The 16506-nt window shown below is 67.7% G+C and carries 16 protein-coding genes; 2 read left to right on the forward strand and 14 right to left on the reverse strand.

The window, feature by feature from the left end:
- Positions 1-34: 34 nt before the first annotated feature.
- The 3 genes from CJ177_RS18455 to CJ177_RS18465 are packed head-to-tail and all read right to left on the reverse strand — an operon-like array spanning position 35 to position 1829.
- On the reverse strand, positions 35-460 hold the full coding sequence (locus tag CJ177_RS18455; protein ID WP_005248561.1) for a MaoC/PaaZ C-terminal domain-containing protein: 426 nt from the start codon (positions 458-460) through the stop codon (positions 35-37).
- Complete coding sequence (locus tag CJ177_RS18460) at positions 460-894, reverse strand: MaoC family dehydratase N-terminal domain-containing protein (protein WP_095868303.1); 435 nt, start codon at positions 892-894, stop codon at positions 460-462. Before CJ177_RS18460 ends, CJ177_RS18455 begins: the two co-directional genes overlap by 1 nt.
- On the reverse strand, positions 891-1829 hold the full coding sequence (locus CJ177_RS18465) for an SDR family oxidoreductase (protein WP_095868304.1): 939 nt from the start codon (positions 1827-1829) through the stop codon (positions 891-893). The genes CJ177_RS18460 and CJ177_RS18465 overlap by 4 nt, the downstream gene beginning before the upstream one ends.
- Positions 1830-1993: 164 nt before the next feature.
- Between CJ177_RS18465 and CJ177_RS18470 the strand changes: the two genes are divergently transcribed.
- On the forward strand, positions 1994-2869 hold the full coding sequence (locus CJ177_RS18470) for a LysR family transcriptional regulator (RefSeq protein ID WP_095868305.1): 876 nt from the start codon (positions 1994-1996) through the stop codon (positions 2867-2869).
- 64 nt (positions 2870-2933) lie between these two features.
- Here CJ177_RS18470 and CJ177_RS18475 read toward each other — a convergent pair whose 3' ends face one another.
- The 7 genes from CJ177_RS18475 to CJ177_RS18505 are packed head-to-tail and all read right to left on the reverse strand — an operon-like array spanning position 2934 to position 10381.
- A complete protein-coding gene (locus CJ177_RS18475; protein ID WP_095868306.1) occupies positions 2934-4472 on the reverse strand; it encodes an AMP-binding protein in 1539 nt (512 codons plus the stop codon).
- On the reverse strand, positions 4469-5602 hold the full coding sequence (locus CJ177_RS18480; protein WP_095868307.1) for a CaiB/BaiF CoA-transferase family protein: 1134 nt from the start codon (positions 5600-5602) through the stop codon (positions 4469-4471). The genes CJ177_RS18475 and CJ177_RS18480 overlap by 4 nt, the downstream gene beginning before the upstream one ends.
- On the reverse strand, positions 5602-6663 hold the full coding sequence (locus tag CJ177_RS18485; RefSeq protein ID WP_095868308.1) for an acyl-CoA dehydrogenase family protein: 1062 nt from the start codon (positions 6661-6663) through the stop codon (positions 5602-5604). Before CJ177_RS18485 ends, CJ177_RS18480 begins: the two co-directional genes overlap by 1 nt.
- Entirely contained in the window at positions 6660-7787 is a 1128-nt protein-coding gene (locus tag CJ177_RS18490) for an acyl-CoA dehydrogenase family protein (protein ID WP_095868309.1), read from the reverse strand. The genes CJ177_RS18485 and CJ177_RS18490 overlap by 4 nt, the downstream gene beginning before the upstream one ends.
- Positions 7787-8644 (reverse strand): MaoC/PaaZ C-terminal domain-containing protein, encoded by an 858-nt coding sequence (locus tag CJ177_RS18495; protein WP_095868310.1) that lies wholly within the window; start codon positions 8642-8644, stop codon positions 7787-7789. The genes CJ177_RS18490 and CJ177_RS18495 overlap by 1 nt, the downstream gene beginning before the upstream one ends.
- 9 nt (positions 8645-8653) lie before the next feature.
- On the reverse strand, positions 8654-9565 hold the full coding sequence (locus CJ177_RS18500; protein ID WP_095868311.1) for an SDR family oxidoreductase: 912 nt from the start codon (positions 9563-9565) through the stop codon (positions 8654-8656).
- A gap of 33 nt (positions 9566-9598) precedes the next feature.
- Positions 9599-10381 (reverse strand): enoyl-CoA hydratase/isomerase family protein, encoded by a 783-nt coding sequence (locus tag CJ177_RS18505; protein ID WP_095868312.1) that lies wholly within the window; start codon positions 10379-10381, stop codon positions 9599-9601.
- 279 nt (positions 10382-10660) lie between these two features.
- Between CJ177_RS18505 and CJ177_RS18510 the strand changes: the two genes are divergently transcribed.
- Positions 10661-11914, forward strand: coding sequence for a TetR/AcrR family transcriptional regulator (locus tag CJ177_RS18510; RefSeq protein WP_095868313.1), 1254 nt, complete (start codon positions 10661-10663; stop codon positions 11912-11914).
- On the opposite strand, the gene CJ177_RS18515 is transcribed toward CJ177_RS18510, so the two are convergent.
- From CJ177_RS18515 to CJ177_RS18530, 4 genes are read right to left on the reverse strand one after another with little or no spacing between them, the layout of a single operon-like run.
- Entirely contained in the window at positions 11907-12707 is an 801-nt protein-coding gene (locus tag CJ177_RS18515; protein ID WP_257014584.1) for an enoyl-CoA hydratase/isomerase family protein, read from the reverse strand. The two genes, CJ177_RS18510 and CJ177_RS18515, sit on opposite strands and share 8 nt — an antisense overlap.
- Positions 12708-13871: a CaiB/BaiF CoA-transferase family protein gene (locus CJ177_RS18520; protein ID WP_306453399.1), complete on the reverse strand. Its 1164-nt coding sequence runs from the start codon at positions 13869-13871 to the stop codon at positions 12708-12710. It lies immediately after the preceding gene.
- Positions 13868-15061, reverse strand: a complete 1194-nt coding sequence (locus CJ177_RS18525) for an acetyl-CoA acetyltransferase (protein ID WP_095868314.1) — start codon at positions 15059-15061, stop codon at positions 13868-13870. The genes CJ177_RS18520 and CJ177_RS18525 overlap by 4 nt, the downstream gene beginning before the upstream one ends.
- A complete protein-coding gene (locus tag CJ177_RS18530; RefSeq protein ID WP_095868315.1) occupies positions 15058-16482 on the reverse strand; it encodes an OB-fold domain-containing protein in 1425 nt (474 codons plus the stop codon). The genes CJ177_RS18525 and CJ177_RS18530 overlap by 4 nt, the downstream gene beginning before the upstream one ends.
- Positions 16483-16506: the final 24 nt, after the last annotated feature.

Genomic DNA, 16506 nt, shown 5'->3' on the forward strand with positions numbered 1-16506 from the left:
GTCGCTCGGTCCGGCCTTGTCGAAATCGGCTGTGTCAGGCGGGGAGCCAGAACTCGGCGGACCCCGTGATCGCGACGCCGGCCCCTTGCCGGGCACACGTCAGGGCCACCTCGACGGCGGAGCCGCCGTCACCGGGACGCACCGCGGTGACCTCGCCGTTGCACACGAGGACGTCTCCCGGCCACACCTGCTCCTGGAAGCGCGTGGTGAATCGGCGCACGTTCGCGGCGCCCAGCCATCCCGCGGCGAACGTGCCGAGCAGCGCGGCCTGGAACATGCCGATGGAGAAGACGCCGTCGAATCCGGCCTTGCGCGCTGCGGCGTCGTCGTGATGAAGCGGGTTGAAGTCACCGGACGCACCCGCATAGCGGACGATGTCGGTGATGCTGATCGGTCCGAACGTCTGCTCCGGGGCCTTGTCGCCGACGACAGTCGTGCGCGTGGATTCGGTCGTGGTCATCAGGACTCCTCCTTCGGTGCGTGGGCGGTCTGGACCGCGGTCGAGCGCTGCTCCGCGACGAGCGTGCCGTCGACGTCCCGGAACTCCGTGACGACCTTGACGAACGTCAGGCTGCCGCCGCGGCGGCCTTCCTTCTCGAATCGGTCGGCGATCCGCGCGGTGGCGGTGAGAACCTGTCCGGCGCGGGGCGGTTCGCCGTGGAAGATGTACTCCTGCTCGGCGTGCAGGGTCCGCTGCGGATCGAGCCCGTGCACGGCAGCGGCCTTCGATTCGGCGGTCTGCCAGAAGAAGCCGGCTGTCGTGAGGAACGTCGGCGGGATCACGGGATCGGCGCCCTGGTAGGCCGGGTCGGTAGACATCGCGGCTCGCGCGAACTCGCGGACCTTCCCTCGCTCGACTGCGATCTCGAAAGTTGGTGCGTCGTTCTCGCTCACTTCTCGCCTCGATTCGCCTTCGCTTTGGCGGCATGCTTACCGGGCAGCGCGCTTTCGGGCTTGGCCGGCATGTGCTTGACTGCCGCGGCCAGGCCGTCGATGGTCCACCGGGCATCGCTCTCGACCTGATCGACGACGTTCCATCCCTGGTACAGGCCGACCTCGCCGCCGAGCACCCGGAACGCGTGGCCGGTGAACTCGCACTTCTCGGTGGCGAGCAGGGCCACCAGGGGCGAGATGTTCGCGGGGTGCCACTCGTCGAATTCCTTGTTCACGGACTCGGTCATCACGTCTCCGAGGCCGGGGGTGGCTTCGGTGAGGCGCGTACGCGCGACGGGTGCAATGCAGTTGGCGCGCACGTGGTAGCGCTCGAGTTCCTTCGACGCGATCTGGGTCATCGCCGCGATACCGGCCTTGGCGGCCGCGTAGTTGGTCTGACCGGGATTGCCGTGCAGGCCGGATCCGGAGGAGGTGTTGATCAGGGACCGGTCGATTTCGACGCCCTTCTTCGCCTCTGCGCGCCAGTACTCCGCAGCGTGCCGGGTCACCGCGAAGGTGCCCTTGAGGTGAACGTTGATCACGGAGTCGAACTCGTCCTCGCTCATGTTGACGAGCAGGCGGTCGCGCAGGATTCCGGCGTTGTTGACGAGGATGTGGAGGTCACCGAACGTGTCGATCGCGGTGGCGATCAGGCGACGAGCACCTTCCCAGTCGGTGACGCTGTCGCCGTTGGCGACGGCCTCGCCGCCGAGTGCTGTGATCTCGTCGACGACGGACTGGGCAGCAGAAACGTCCGAACCGCTGCCCTCGGCGCTGCCACCGAGATCGTTGACGACGACCTTGGCGCCCTCGGCGGCGAACAGCAGGGCGTGCTCACGTCCGAGCCCGCGACCGCCGCCGGTGATGACTGCTACTCGACCTTCCAAAGATCCCATGGGATGTTCGTTCCTCTCCTGTGCGGCCGCGTCGAAGTGCGCCAATGAATTTGGGCACGCGGCCTGGTGAATTGGTGAGCAGATCATCGCTCTTCCTTCACGGTACGAGAGAATGCGCCAAAGGTAAACGCCCGATCTACCTTGATCGGTGATAAGTTTCAGTTATGGAGCGTCGCCATCTGGCCCAGTTCGTCGCCGTCGTCGACTCCGAGAGCATCTCGGAGGCCGCACGCCGGCTGCACGTGAGTCAGCCGGCTGTCTCCCAGTCGATCCGGGAACTCGAAAAGGCCCTCGACACACCACTGTTCGTTCGCGGACGCCGACTGACGCTCACCCCCGCGGGGCGCGCCCTGGTCGGCCCTGCGCGGCAGACCTTGCGGTCGTTCGACAACGCCCGTGCGGCCGTCAAGAGCGTGGAGTCTCTGCACACAGGACGCCTGGACCTCGCGGTGGTACACGGTCTCGCCGTCGACCCCCTCGCACCATTGCTCGTTCGGTTCCGCCGGCGCTATCCCGACGTGACCGTGCGTCTGCAACACGCACCCTTCGGAGTCGAGGGATTCGAGATACTACGACGCGGCGAGGCGGAACTGCTGCTGACCGATCACCCCGGGCCGTTCCCGAAGCACTCGTCGATAGAGATCCCGGTCTCGGACCTGATGGTCGCGTTCTCGCCGAAGGCCACCGACATTCCCCCGGGCGATATCGTGGAACTCGCGGACCTCGTCCGGTTCCCGCTGATCATCGGCCTCCCGGAAAGGTCGGCGAGCCAACAGGCTTTCGTTGCGGAAGTGGCATCGGCGAACCTGCCGCTGCCGACTCTCGTGGTGGAGACGGAACACCGGGAAGTCATCCTGCCGCTCCTGCTCGAGGGCGTCGGCGCGGCGGTGCTGTCGGCACCCGAGGCCATGACGGCGGCGAGCATGGGCGCTCAGATCCGGCGCATCGACCTCCCACCGCTTCGTTCGTGCGTCCTCTACCACCGGCACGATCCGCTGTCGCCCGCAGCGAGCGCCTTCGTGTCGCTGGTGCGGTCGTGAACGCGAAACCGGCCGACGCGGCGTCCTGAGACGTCGCGACGGCCGCGCTCTACGACAGGGCCGATCAGACGGCTCGCTCGCTCTGGTAGATGTCCCGCAGCCGGGCCCTGTTGATCTTGCCGGCGGCAGTTCTCGGCAGCTGGTCGACGACCTCGAGCACGCGAGGGAGCTTGAACTTGGCCAGCCGCTCGCGGCAATGAGCGAGGATCGATTCGGCGACCTCGTCTCGCTGCGCGTCCGGCTCGCGGAGCTCCACGAGCGCGACCACCCGCTGACCCCATTCGTCGTCCGGGACGCCGAACACGGCGGCGTCCAGGACGGCCTCGTGCTGGAGGACTTCGCGCTCGATCTCGGCCGGATAGATGTTGACACCGCCCGACACGATCATGTCGGTACGCCGGTCGCACACGAACAGCCAGCCGTCCTCGTCGAGATAGCCGATGTCGCCGGGAACGAAGAATCCGTCCTGGTAGCTGGCCGCGGTCTTGTCCGGATCCCCGACGTACTCGATCACGACGCCCGATTTCAGGTGGATCAGCCCGGGCGTGCCGGGTGGGAGCTCCTCGCCGCGCTCGTCGCAGATCCGCACCGCCATTCCGGGTCTCGCCCGCCCGACCGAACCTTGGTGTGCCAGCCAGCTCTCGGAATCGATGAGTGTGGTGGCACCCGATTCGCTGGAACCGTAGTACTCCACCAGCACCGGACCGACCCAGTCGATCATCGCGCGCTTGGTGGCGACCGGGCAGATCGACGCCGAGTGGAGGATCGTGCTCAGTGAAGACACGTCGAACTTTTTGCGCCGCTCGGCGGGGACGGTCACCAGCCGATGCATCATCGTCGGCACGAGGAAGGTAGCCGTGACCGAATAGCGCTGGATCAGTCCGAGGGCGTGCTCGGGATCGAAACCGGAACTGACGACGACGGTGTGCCCGAGTTGGAGGGTCATCATCATGTTCTGATTGGGCGCCGCGTGATAGAGCGGCCCCACCGACAGGTAGACGCCGTCTCGCGTCACGCTCATCGCCCTCGCGGACTGGGCCATCCGTGCCTGTTCGACCTCCGGGGACAGACCACTCATCGGACGCCGGATTCCCTTGGGGCGTCCGGTGGTTCCCGAACTGTAGAACAGCATGGCACCCGCCACGCGATCGTCGGGCGTGGAGGAATCACCGAGCAGCTCTTCGTACGGCCGCAGCGCCTCGGCACCGTCACCGACGCCGAACAACACCTCCGGTGAGATCCCGGCCAGCTTCGCTGCCTCCTCGACCGTCGCCGCGGTCGACCCGTCGGCGACGACCAGTTCCGCGCCGCAGTCGCCGAGGATGTACCCCGCCTCCGGTGCCGTGAGGTGCCGGTTCACCGGCACCACGTACACACCGATCTGATGGGCCGCCAACTGGAGTGCGATGAATTCGAGCCGGTTCGAGAGCACCAGCGCAAGCACGCTTCCGGCGGTCAACCCCTGCGCACGCATCCCGTGCGACAGCCGGTTGGCGGTCTCGGCGAGGTCACCGTACGTGGTGGTTCCACCGCCGTCGACGATCACCGCGAGCCGGTCGGGCTCCGACGCGGCGGTCTGCCAGAACACCTGTTCGTTCGTCATGCGATCACCTTCGAGTGTGTCAGTGAGTCGATTTCCTCCGGGCTGTATCCGACCTCGGCGAGAAGGTCCGCGCTGTCGCGCCCGGGCGGTGCGATGCCCCCGCGGATTTCGCCGGGTGTGCGCGAGAATCGCGGTGCCGGTGCAGGCTGGACGATTCCGTCGATGTCGACGAACGTTCCCCGCGCCACGTTGTGCGGGTGTTTCGTCGCCTCGGTGAGCGACAAGACCGGTGCGGCGCAGGCGTCGGACCCGTCGAAGATCGACTCCCAGTCGTCGCGGGACCTCGTCCGCACGATCGCCGCGACCCGCTCACGCAGTTCCGGCCACGCGGACCGATCGTGCCACCGCGCCTTCAGATCCTCGTCGTGGTCGAGTCCGAGCAGGTTCAGCATCTCGTCGGTGAACTGGGGTTCGATCGCACCGAACGCGAAATACTCGCCGTCAGCGCACTCGTAGGTTCCGTAGAACGGTGCGGATCCGTCGACGATGTTGCCGCCGCGCCGGTCGAACCAGGCGCCCGTCGTCAGGCGGCCGTGACACACCGCGGTGAGGAGCGCGGTGCCGTCGGTCATGGCGGCGTCGACCACCTGCCCCTCCCCCATCTCCCGGGCGTGCAGGATGGCGCTGACCATCCCGAACGCGAGGAACATCGCGCCTCCGCCGTAGTCGCCCACGAAGTTCTGGGCCGGGCGTGGTGGACGCCCCGGCTCGCCCGTGCCGTGCAGCGCGCCGGCGATCGCGATGTAGTCGATGTCGTGCCCGGCCGCCTGCGCGAGGGGCCCGCTCTGGCCCCAACCGGTCATCCGTCCGTACACCAGCCGCGGATTCACGACGTGACAGTGATCGGGGCCGAGACCGAGCCGCTCGGTGACACCCGGGCGGAACCCTTCGATGAGTCCGTCGGCGGTCGCCACCAGCTTCAGGACCGCTTCGGCGCCGCCGGGCGCCTTGAGATCCACTGCGATGGAACGACGTCCGCGGGCCGCGACGTTCCACGTGTCGTGCGGCGCGCCCACCCGCTCGACGCGGATCACCTCGGCGCCCAGGTCGGCGAACAGCATTCCGCAGAACGGTCCCGGCCCGATCCCCGCCAGTTCGACGATGCGTACCCCGGTCAACGGCCCCGACATCAGTGGATCCGCTCCGCCTCGATGCCGTCCAGGAGATGGGCGGCGATCCGCCCGAGATGATCGTCGGCGCTGCCGAGCATCGTCTCCGTCGTCTTGATCCGCTTGTAGTACAGGTGGGCGTCGTGCTCCCACGTGTATCCGATGCCACCGTGGTACTGGACCATCTGGGATGCCGCTTCGAACGCCTCCGGTCCCACGTACGCCTTCGCCACGCTCGCCGCGATCGCCAGGTTCTCCGGCTCGTGGTCCGCGGTCCAGGCTGCGTAGGCGACCGCCGCGGACGCGAGTTCGACGCTCGTGTAGACATCGGCCAGGCCCTGCTTGACCGCCTGGAACGAGCCGATCTTCCGGCCGAACTGTTCGCGAACCTTCGCATAGTCGACAGTCAGGTCGAGGCAACGCTGCATCGCTCCCAGCTGCTCGGCCGCCAGGGCCACGGTGGCGCGGTCGAGTCCGGCCGCCAGGCCGTCGGACGAGCCGACCAGGGTGGCGGCGGCACCGTCGAACTGCACCGCGCCCTGCCTGCGGGTGGGATCCAGGGTCACCAGCGCGTGCCGGGACACGGCCGGGTCGGTGGCGTCGACGGTGTACACGGAGTTGCCTGCCGCGACGACGAAGACATCCGCGGTCATCGCGTCGAGGACCTCGGACACCGTGCCGAACACAGCTCCACCGTCGACGGTCAGCGACGGATCCTGGGCGAGGCTCGCGATCGTCGTTCCCGCGACCACCGAGGGCAGGACGGTCCGGTCACCGACGGCGTCGAGGACGAGTGCCGCGATGACGCCGGACCCGAGCAGCGGTCCCGGCACCAACCCGGCGCCGCATTCCTGCATCGCCACCGTGAGTTCCGTGACGCCGAAGCCCGCGCCGCCGCCCTCTTCGCTGATGGCCAGGGCGGGGATGCCGAGCTGTCCGCACAGCCGCTTCCATGCGGCCGGGTCGTATCCCGGCTCGGTGTCCATGGCCCGGCGTACCGCAGGCATCGGTGTCACCTCGGCGACGAATCGAGCTACCGCAGTGCGGAGTTCGAGTTGATCTTCGGTCGGATTGAGAATCATTTCGGTTCCTTCGGTAGCCCCAGCACCCGCTCGCCGATGATGTTGCGCTGAATCTCGTCGGTCCCGCCGGCGATGCGGAGCCTCGGCGCGGTCGACACGATCTGTGCCAATGCCGGCCCGGTGGTGTCGTCGGGCGCCCACGCCGTGGCCTGGCCATCGAGCAGGGTCGTCACGGCGGAAGCGAGGAACCGAGCCTGCCGCCCGGCGGCGAGCTTGCCCACCGATCCGCGCGGTCCCGGGTCGCCGCCCGCCTTGATCTCCTCCGCGATCCGCGACGCGAACAACTCGCCGACGCGTTCACCGACGAAGACCTCCGCGAGAGTGCGCCGCACCAGCGGATCACTGGCACGTCCCGACTTTCGCACCACATCCGCGAGAAATGCGTGCGACGACGGGTCGTCCCGCCGCGTGCGGCGACCGGTCAGCGCGAGCCGCTCGTGCCGCAGCATCTGCACCGTCGCCGCCCAACCTTGGTTCACCTCGCCGACGACAGCACCGGCGGGCAACCGCAGGTTGTCGAGGAACACCTCGTTGAACTTGCTCGCACCACTCATGTCCTTCAGCGGACGGACCGACACTCCGGGTGCGTGCATGTCGATCACGAACATCGTGATTCCCTGATGCTTGGGTACGTCGGCGTCGGTTCGGGCCAGCAGGATTCCGACGTCGGAGTGATGGGCGTGGGAGGTCCACACCTTCTGTCCGTTGACCACCCACTCGTCTCCGTCGCGCACCGCGCGGGTGCGCAGGCCCGCCACGTCCGATCCCGCTCCCGGCTCGGAGAACAACTGGCAGCCGATCCATTCGCCGCGCGCCAGGCGCGGAAGGTACGTCGACTTCTGTTCCTCGGTGCCGAGGTCGAGGAGGACCGGCCCGACCATGCCCAGTCCGATCCCCAGCGGTTCGGTCTGCAGGTCGTACGCCTGCGCCTCCTCGTCCCATTCGCGCTGCTCGATCACGGTCAGGCCCTGGCCGCCGTACGCGGTGGGCCACGTGATGCCCGCGAAGCCGGCCGCGTGCAACCGGCCCTGGGTCACCCGGGCGTCGGAATACGGATCGCCCTGCGGAAGATGCGGAGCATTCTCCTCGAGCCATGCCCGTGCGCGTTCGCGGAATTCCGACATCACAGCACCTCCCCGTACTCGAAGGTGCCGCGGTCGAGCACGACGACGCCATCGGCGTCGCGGGTCTGGAACAGCGCGCGGCCCTTGTCGTTCCAGATGGACACGGTCAATGTCGTGCCCGGCATCACCGGCTTGCTGAACCGGCCGCCCATGCTCGTCACCCGCGCCGGGTCGCCGCCGCACAGCGCATTGATCAGTAGCCGGCCGGTGACGCCGTACGTGCACATGCCGTGCAGGATCGGGCGGGGGAAGCCCGCCTTCGCTGCGAACTTCGGATCCGAGTGCAGCGGGTTGCGGTCACCGGAGAGGCGGTAGAGCAGCGTCTGGTCGGCGCGCACCGCTGCCGAGACCTCGACGTCGGCCGTGCGTCCGGCGACATCCCATTCCGGCTGTGGTTGCGACGGTCCGCCGAACCCGCCCTCGCCGCGGATGAACAGCCCGGTCTGCGACGTCAGCCAGGGCTCGCCGGTCGCGGGATCGGACAGGGTCGTCTCGGTGACCGCGAGTGCGCCCTTGCCCTTGTCGTAGATTCCGGTGGCGACGGTCGAGATCCGCGCGGTACCCGCGACCGGCAGCGGCCGGTGAACGGTGAACGACTGCTCCCCGTGCAGCACCTTCGACAGGTGATAGTCGCCGAGGGTGGGCCGCTTGCCGTAGGTCATGCCGAGCACCACACCGTACGCCGGGAGCAGTTGCTGCGTGACGCCCTCGGAGTTCTCCGTCGTGTACTGCAACTCGGACAGCGGATCATCCTGCCCGGCACCGACGCCGAGCGCGTAGAGGATCGCGTCCCTGCTCGTCCAGGTGGCTTCGCCGTAGCCGTTGTCCGCGCCGATCGCGTCGAAATTCATCGTCATGGCTGCGTCCTACTTCTTCGCGGAGGACTGGCCTGCGGTGAAGTCGACGTTCGGTCGAGCCTGGCCGACGAGTTCCTTCATGATCGGTCCGAGTTCGGACGTGACCCAGCGGTCTTCATTGGTGACGCTCGGCCCCGAGATCCAGCCCTCGGCGATGGTGATCTCGCTGCCGCGGAGTCCGATCAGGCGGCCGGTGACGTCCTGGGACTCCGGGCTGCCGAGCCATGCGACGACGGGGGCGATGTAGTGCGCGTCCATCGGATGCGGTCCCTCGCCGGCGCCGGGGATGATGCCCGCGGTGAGCCGCGACACCGCGCCAGGGTAGATCGCGTTGGCGGTCACTCCGTAGCGGGCGAGTTCCTTCGACGCGATGATGGTGAAGTTCGCGATACCCGCCTTGGCCGCACCGTAATTGGCCTGGCCGATGTTGCCGAACAACCCGCTCGAGGAACTCGTGTTGATCAGCCGCGCGTCGCGTGCCCGCCCGGCCTTCGATTCGGCGCGCCAGTAGTCGACGGCACGCTTCGTCGGCAGGAAGGTGCCCCGGAGGTGCACCCGGATGACGTCGTCCCAGTCCTGCTCGGACATGCTCGCGATCATGCGGTCGCGCAGGATGCCGGCGTTGTTGACCAGCACGTCCAGTCCACCGAAGGTGTCGATCGCCGACTGGATGAGTCGTGCGCTGCCCTCGGAGTCGGCGACGTCGTCACCGTTGGCGATGGCCTCGCCGCCCAGGGCGCGAATCTCGTCGACCACCTCGTTGGCCGGGCCACGCGAGGCGCCCGCACCGTCCGGGTCGGCGCCGAGGTCGTTGACGACCACCTTGGCGCCCTCGCGGGCGAATTCGAGCGCGTACTCACGACCGATGCCGCGCCCGGCTCCTGTGACGACGACGACTCGACCGTCGTTGATTCCGCTCATGTTCTCTCCTCGAGTTGGTAGGTGCAGTGCCGGTTATCGGCCCTGAAATGTCGGTGTGCGTCGTTCCTGCATGGCCGCGAGGGCCTCGCGGGCGTCATCGCTCGTGGCGACGAGACCCATGTGGGACGAGATGAGATCGAGACTGGTGCGCAGATCGCTGTTCAGCCCGTGGTAAACGCTGCGCTTGATCATGCGCGTGGCGAGGGGCGGGCCCGCAGCGAGTCGGGCGGCGAAAGCCTGAGCTTCCTTCAGCAGCGTCTCGTCGTCGACGACCCTCGTGACGAGGCCGATGCGCAGCGCCTCGTCGGCGTCCACGAAGTCTCCGGAGAGCAAGAGCTCCAACGCTTTTGCCACTCCGACGATGCGCGGGAGGTAATAAGCCCCTCCGTCGCCCGGCACGAGACCCAGCCGGATGTACCCCTCGCTCATCCGCGCGCTCCGGGCCATGAACCGCATGTCGCACATGAGCGCCATGTCCATCCCGGCGCCGACCGCGACGCCGTTGACCGCGGCGATGGTCGGCTTGTCGAATTCGTCCATCGCCAGCGCGACGCGGTGGATGTGCTCGGTGAGTACCCGCTTGCCGACGAGCGGCGATTCGTCCATTCCGGCGATCACGCTCAGGTCTCCGCCGGCGCAGAATGCGTCGCCGGCACCTGTCAGCACGAGTGCACCCACCGAACTGTTCCTGCGTGCGGCGGCCACGAAGTCCGCCCACTCGTCGATCATGTCGAGGGTGAACGCGTTCTTCGCCTCCGGCCGGTCGAGGGTGATCGTCGCGACGCCGTCGGCGATATCGAAAGTGATGTCGTTCATTGCGGAGATCTCCTGCGTTGGAGCGAATACGACCGGACGTCCGAGCCGGCCGGAGAAGGACGAAGGTCTGCGCCTTCCGTGCAATCAGATAAACACCCCATCGGATCTAAGTCAATAGTCGTTAACTAGCAATCCGGGAAATGATCCTTCTCCTCTATCGATCGACGATAGATCGCGAGGGAACTCCAGTACCTCAAGTGCACAGCCGTTCACAACCAGGCGGGTGGCGACCCATTAGACTGAGCGAATGAACTTCCGCTACCGAGGGTGGGCTCGCACATGGGGCCGTTAGAGCCGCAGGCCGCGTCCACCACCACGCGGACCCGGGCGCCCCGCGTTCCCGCTGCACAGCGACGCGACGAGATCATGCGTACGGCCGCGCGCCTGTTTCAGCAATGGGGATACGGCGGCGTCGGCATCGACGACATCGGATCCGAAATCGGCATCAGCGGTCCCGCCATCTACCGGCACTTCCCCGGCAAGGAAGCCCTGCTCGCCGAAATCGGACTGCAGTTCCTCGACAGCATGGTCGCAGTGTCGGAGGCGGCGATCGCCGACACCAATTCCGATACACCCACCCTGAGCCGTCTCGTCACCGCCGCGGTCGACCTCACCCTCGACCGGCCGGCCGAGCTGGCCGTGTGCCTTCGGAGCCTGTGGTACCTCAACGAGGATCGCCTCGCCGAGGTCGACAAGCGGTGGCAAGCGCTGATTCATGCGTGGACCCCCGTCATCGCCGAGGTCCGACCCGACCTCGACGCGTCCGAATCCTCCATCTATGTGCGCGCGTCGTGCGGGCTGATCGTCGGAGCGAGCAGGGCGAAGCACAAGGTTCCCCATGCCCGCCTCGTCGAACTCGTGTCGACGATGGTGATGCAGGTCGTCGACGTCCGGCTGGCTCCCGTCGATCCGGCCGAACTCGGCGATCCGCCGGCAGTCGGCGGGTGGGAACGGTCGTCGCGGCGCGAGAAGATTCTCGGCACGGCGATCACGATGTTCCGGGAACGCGGCTTCAGAGGGGTGTCGATGGCAGACATCGCCGAGGCGATAGGAGTGACCGCAGGGGCGTCCTACCGGCACTTCGAGAGCAAGGAAGACATCCTCGCGACGGCGATCCACCGGGCGTCCGAACGGGTGGTCCTCGGACTGAGCGACGCCTTGGCGCCTGCCACGTCGGCGGAGGATGCACTCGATCGGCTCCTCCAGTCCTACGTCAACATCTGCGTCGAAAATTCCGATCTGATCGCCGTGAGCCTGTCGGAGATGCATCATGTCCCCGAAGCGATGGCCAAACGCCAGGAACGGGTGCGCCTTTTCAACGAGGAATGGACGCACTGCCTCGCCGTCACTCGCAGCGAGTTGTCCCACCCCGAAGCAACCGCACTGGTCACGGCCATCACCGGGCTGGTCACCGAATCGGTCCGGTCACGACGGGTCGGCCGGCGTCCCCGGCTGAGCGACGATCTGTACCGGCTCGCGCACGCGGTCCTGGCCGAGCCCGGTGCAGATACCCACCCGACCGCGATCATCTGACGAGCCGGCGCTCCGCGAAGGCCTTCTTCGCTTCCGCGTGACCGTCGGTCAGCCCGCACAGCACCTGCGACCGCCACTCCATCTCGAGATGCTCGCGGAAGCCGCCGGCGCCCAAGCTTGCCGACAGCAGTTCCTTGGACATCCGCACGCCGAACGGTGGTTGCGCGGCGATGCGATGCGCCAGTTCCACGGCTGCGGCGAGCGGATCGTCGGTGACACGCGAGACCAGGCGCCACTCCGCCGCCTGGTCCGCCGTCACGACCCCAGCACCCAACAGCACCTCGGCAGCCGCGGACGGCCCGATCAGTCGCGGAAGCGTCCAGGACAGGCCGAGATCGCCCGCACTCATGCCGATCGACGTGAACACCGCATTGAACCGGGCATCCGGTGCCGCGAACCGGACGTCGCACGCCGCCGCGATCGCGAAACCCGCACCGACGGCGTGCCCGCGGACGGCCGCGATCACCGGCTGCGGCATCGACCGCAGCTGCAGAATGATCGAGACCCCGGTGCGCAGCCGTCGATGGTAGGCGGTGACGGGATCGGGGATGTCGCGCTGGAACCCACCGTTCAGGTCCATGCCGGTGCAGAACGACGTCCCGGCACCGGTCAGGACGACGGCGCCGATCGCGTCATCCGCTCCGACGTCGTTGAGCGCCTGCAGGATCAGATCCGTCATGCCGATTGCGAGAGCGTTCAGCTTGTCGGGTCGATTGAGCGTGACGACCGCGATGCTGCCCGCCCGGTCGACCACGACCTCGTCATCCGTCCCGTACGTGACCTGTCCATCCACTCAGATCTCCCGTCGAGGCACACCGAGTACGCCGGACGCGACCAGAGTTCTCGCCTCCGCCAAGGCGATTCCCACATCAGTCAAGGCCGTTTCGATACGAGTGGCGTCGGCTGCTTGCGGTTCCGGGACCGCGGCGGGAGTGCCACTGAAGCGGGGCGCGGGCATGGGCTGGACGATGCCATCCTGTTCGGCGAGGGTGGCACGCGCCGCCATGTGTGGGTGGCGGTGCGCCTCGCTCAGCGACAGCACCGGAGTGGTGCACGCCTCGGTGTCGGCGAACGCCTGCTCCCATTCGGCCCGGGTTCGGGTGGCGAAGATCGCCGCGATGCGGACGCCCTGTTCCTCCCACCGGGTGCGGTCGTGCTGCTCGGTGAACAGGGGGTCGTCCGCCAGCCCGAGGACCCGCAGGAACTCGCGGTAGAACTGCGGCTCGACGCATCCTGCCGCCATGTGGCGGCCGTCCTGACACTTGTAGGTCCGGTAGAACGGTGCGGCCCCGTCGAGCATGTTCGAGCCCCGCTCGTCGAGCCAGAATCCGTCGGCCAGGAAGCCGTACGTCATGGCGAGGAGCAGCGAAGTGCCGTCGACCATCGCGGCGTCGACGACCTGTCCCTCGCCGGTCTTCTGTGCAGTGGTGAGCGCACAGACGATGCCGTAGGCCAGCAGCATGCCGCCGCCGCCGAAGTCGGACACCAGATTCAGCGGTGGGACGGGATCGCCGTCCTTGGGACCGATCGCGTGGAGGCCGCCGGTGAGTGAGAGGTAGTTGATGTCGTGCCCGGGCGCCGACGCCCACGGCCCGTCCTGGCCCCACCCGGTCATCCGGCCGTAGACGAGTGCCGGGTTGAGCGCGTGAAGATCCTTGGGACCGAGTCCGAGTCGCTCCGCGACACCCGGCCGGAATCCCTCGACCACCGCGTCGCATCCTTGCGCGATCCTGCGCACCGCCTCGATCGACTCCGGATTCTTGAGGTCGACCTCGATCGTCACGCGGCCGCGGTTGAGGATCGGGTGCTTGTCCCAGCCTTGTCCTCGAACGAGGCGAATGACGGTTGCGCCCATGTCGGCCAGCATCATCGCGGCGAACGGGCCGGGGCCGATGCCGCCGAGTTCGAGGACGCGGACGCCGGCCAGCGGGCCCTTCTTGTCCGTGTTCATGCTCATCCCTTCTCCGGGCCGACGATCGACACGAACGACACGCACTCGCCCGGGAAGCCGCCGAGGTTCTGGGTGAGGCCGTAACCCCGTCCGCCGACGTCGATCTGCCTTCCCGCCGGCGCTTCTCCGCGAAGCTGCAACCAGCACTCGAACAGCATCCGCAAGCCGGACGCGCCGATGGGATGGCCGAAGCTCTTCAGACCACCGTCCGGATTGACCGGCAGGTCGCCGGTCAGGTCGAAGGCGCCGTTGACGACGTCCTTCCACCCGTGGCCGCGCTCGGAGAATCCGAGATCCTCCATCAGCACGAGTTCCGTCGGGGTGAAGCAGTCGTGGACCTCGGCCATCGCGATCTCCTTGCGGGGATCCGACACACCTGCCTGCGCATAGGCGTCCGTCGCCGAGCGAACGCATTCCTCGAAACTCGTGTAGTCGTACGTCGAATCGAGCGATCCCTTGCCCGGGCTCGCGACGAACGACAGCGCCTTCACGAACAGGGGCTTGTCTGTGTACTGGTACGCGTCCTCGGCCCTGACGATGATCGCCGCCGCCGATCCGTCGCTCACCCCGGAGCAGTCGAAGATGCCGAGGTCGCCCGCAACCTTCGGCGACGCCTTGATCGTCTCCGTCGACACCTCGGTCTGGAACGCCGCGCGCGGGTTCCGTGCCCCGTTGTAGTGGTTCTTCCACGCGATGCGCGTCATCACGTCTTTGAGTTCGTCCTTCGGGACGCCGTACTTCTCGCTGTAGGCGGGTGCGAGCAGGCTGAACCGAGCGGGCCCCGTGATCGTGGGGTTGGTGCCGTCGTGCGCGGGGTTCGCGCGGACGAGCCCCGAATAGCCCGAGTCCTTCAGCTTTTCCACACCGACGGCCATCGCCACGTCGTACGCGCCCGAGGCGACGGCGTAGCAGGCGTTGCGGAATGCTTCGGACCCGGTGGCGCAGAAGTTCTCCACCCGGGTGACGGGCTTGAAGTCCGTCTTGAGTGCGGCGGACAGCAACATTCCCGAGAAGCCGGACGCCATCGTGCCGAGCCAGTACGCGTCGACGGCGTCCTTCGATATTCCGGAGGACCGGAACGCTTCTGTCGCGGAGTCGACGAGCAGATCGGCCGCGGACTTGTCCCAATGCTCCCCGAAGGGCGTGCACCCCATGCCGACGATGGCGACCTGGTCTTTGATGCCATGCGAGCTCATGCGATGGTCTCCTTGACGACGGGGCGGGCTTTCCAGAAGTAGTTGTGCACGCCGCCGGAGGTGTAGAGGCGTCGGAACGTCATCTCGACGCGGGTTCCGACGGCGAGCTCGGTGGGGTCGACATCGGTGAGTTCCGACGCGAATCGGCCGCCACCGTCGAAATCGATCACGGCGGCGATGACGGGCGGCGACATCGAATATGCGAGATGGTCGACGGTGTACGTCGCGACGGTGGCCGGGACGTCGCTCAGGCGCTCCTCGCTCATCTCGTCGACGAGTCCGCAGTCGACACAGACGCGCTGCGGCGGAAGGTGTGCCTGACCGCAGGCGCAGCGGCTCCCGGTGAAGGCGAACTTCCACTCGGCCCGCTGAATGGACGGGGGACCGGCCGGACGATCCGGGATGGGCCGGCGAGGCGGTTCCTGCTCGAGCTTGCCGCGCCAACCGAGGAACGTGGCGTAGGCGAGATCCTTGCGTCCCCGGGTGATCTGGTCGCCCACCGGACGAGGAGAACGGGCCGAGCGCACGTGTTCCGTCGTCCTGAACAGCAGGACGTCGGCGCCGTCGGCGAGCACGATCACCGCAACCAGCTGTCCCGGGTCGGCGGTGTCGAGCACGGAGCTCAGCAGGACGCCGGGGTGCGCGGTTCCGGTGTTGCCGATCGTCGACGTGAGGTCGTCGACCAGCTGCTCACGCTGCAGTCCCGACTTCTTGACGAAGGACCGGACGGCACGGGAATGCAACCCGGTGAGCACGACCCGGTCGAGTCGGTCGATCGTGATCCCCGCGCTGTCGAGGGCACGCTGCAGGGCGCGCTCCGCGAGCGGCACGTACTGCGACTCGCCGAACCGCTCCTCCCACACCTGCGACCGCCCGTCCCCGGGGACCCGCCACCGATCGAGGAATTCGGCAGACACCGAGGCCCCACCGACGTACTCCGCGATCAGCGGGCCGGCGGTCGCCGGACCGAGAACGAATGCTGCGGCGCCGTCACCACCGTCCCGCTCTTCGGCGGATGCCGGGAGCCCCGTCCGGATGTCGGAGACGACGGCGAGTGAAGCCTCGTCGGTACGCAGGCCGGCGTGCAGGGCCGCCACGCCCGACCGCACGGCACCGGCGACGTCGGCCGCCAGGACATCGGGGCCGAGCGACAGCGCCGCGGCGATACCTGTGGCATTGGTCTTGTCCTGATACGCCGGTTCGGCGGTCGCGAAGAACACCGAGGACGGTCGGCTCGCATGTGCCTGCAGCGCAATTCGCGCCGCCTCGACACCCATCGACGTGGTGTCCTCGTCGTAGGACGCCACACTGCGGGATCCGCGCGCGGGATGTCCACCCAGCGTTCCGGCGATCGCCGCCCGGTCGAGACGCCAGTAGGGTATGTAGGCGCCGTACGAGACGATTCCGCGGGTCGTTGTCATGATTGTTCCTCGTTTCGGTGACAA

This window comes from Rhodococcus sp. ACPA1, from assembly GCF_002300195.1.
In the GTDB taxonomy this organism is placed as follows: Bacteria; Actinomycetota; Actinomycetes; order Mycobacteriales; family Mycobacteriaceae; genus Rhodococcus_F; species Rhodococcus_F opacus.

What these genes read in the sequence shown, in the direction of transcription:
- CJ177_RS18455 (WP_005248561.1), bottom strand. Translation starts at nt 460, where the DNA reads ATGACCACGACCGAATCCACGCGCACGACTGTCGTCGGCGACAAGGCC.
- CJ177_RS18465 (WP_095868304.1), bottom strand. Translation starts at nt 1,829, where the DNA reads ATGGGATCTTTGGAAGGTCGAGTAGCAGTCATCACCGGCGGCGGTCGC.
- CJ177_RS18470 (WP_095868305.1), top strand. Translation starts at nt 1,994, where the DNA reads ATGGAGCGTCGCCATCTGGCCCAGTTCGTCGCCGTCGTCGACTCCGAG.
- CJ177_RS18475 (WP_095868306.1), bottom strand. Translation starts at nt 4,472, where the DNA reads ATGACGAACGAACAGGTGTTCTGGCAGACCGCCGCGTCGGAGCCCGAC.
- CJ177_RS18480 (WP_095868307.1), bottom strand. Translation starts at nt 5,602, where the DNA reads ATGTCGGGGCCGTTGACCGGGGTACGCATCGTCGAACTGGCGGGGATC.
- CJ177_RS18485 (WP_095868308.1), bottom strand. Translation starts at nt 6,663, where the DNA reads ATGATTCTCAATCCGACCGAAGATCAACTCGAACTCCGCACTGCGGTA.
- CJ177_RS18490 (WP_095868309.1), bottom strand. Translation starts at nt 7,787, where the DNA reads ATGTCGGAATTCCGCGAACGCGCACGGGCATGGCTCGAGGAGAATGCT.
- CJ177_RS18495 (WP_095868310.1), bottom strand. Translation starts at nt 8,644, where the DNA reads ATGACGATGAATTTCGACGCGATCGGCGCGGACAACGGCTACGGCGAA.
- CJ177_RS18500 (WP_095868311.1), bottom strand. Translation starts at nt 9,565, where the DNA reads ATGAGCGGAATCAACGACGGTCGAGTCGTCGTCGTCACAGGAGCCGGG.
- CJ177_RS18505 (WP_095868312.1), bottom strand. Translation starts at nt 10,381, where the DNA reads ATGAACGACATCACTTTCGATATCGCCGACGGCGTCGCGACGATCACC.
- CJ177_RS18510 (WP_095868313.1), top strand. Translation starts at nt 10,661, where the DNA reads ATGGGGCCGTTAGAGCCGCAGGCCGCGTCCACCACCACGCGGACCCGG.
- CJ177_RS18520 (WP_306453399.1), bottom strand. Translation starts at nt 13,871, where the DNA reads ATGAGCATGAACACGGACAAGAAGGGCCCGCTGGCCGGCGTCCGCGTC.
- CJ177_RS18525 (WP_095868314.1), bottom strand. Translation starts at nt 15,061, where the DNA reads ATGAGCTCGCATGGCATCAAAGACCAGGTCGCCATCGTCGGCATGGGG.
- CJ177_RS18530 (WP_095868315.1), bottom strand. Translation starts at nt 16,482, where the DNA reads ATGACAACGACCCGCGGAATCGTCTCGTACGGCGCCTACATACCCTAC.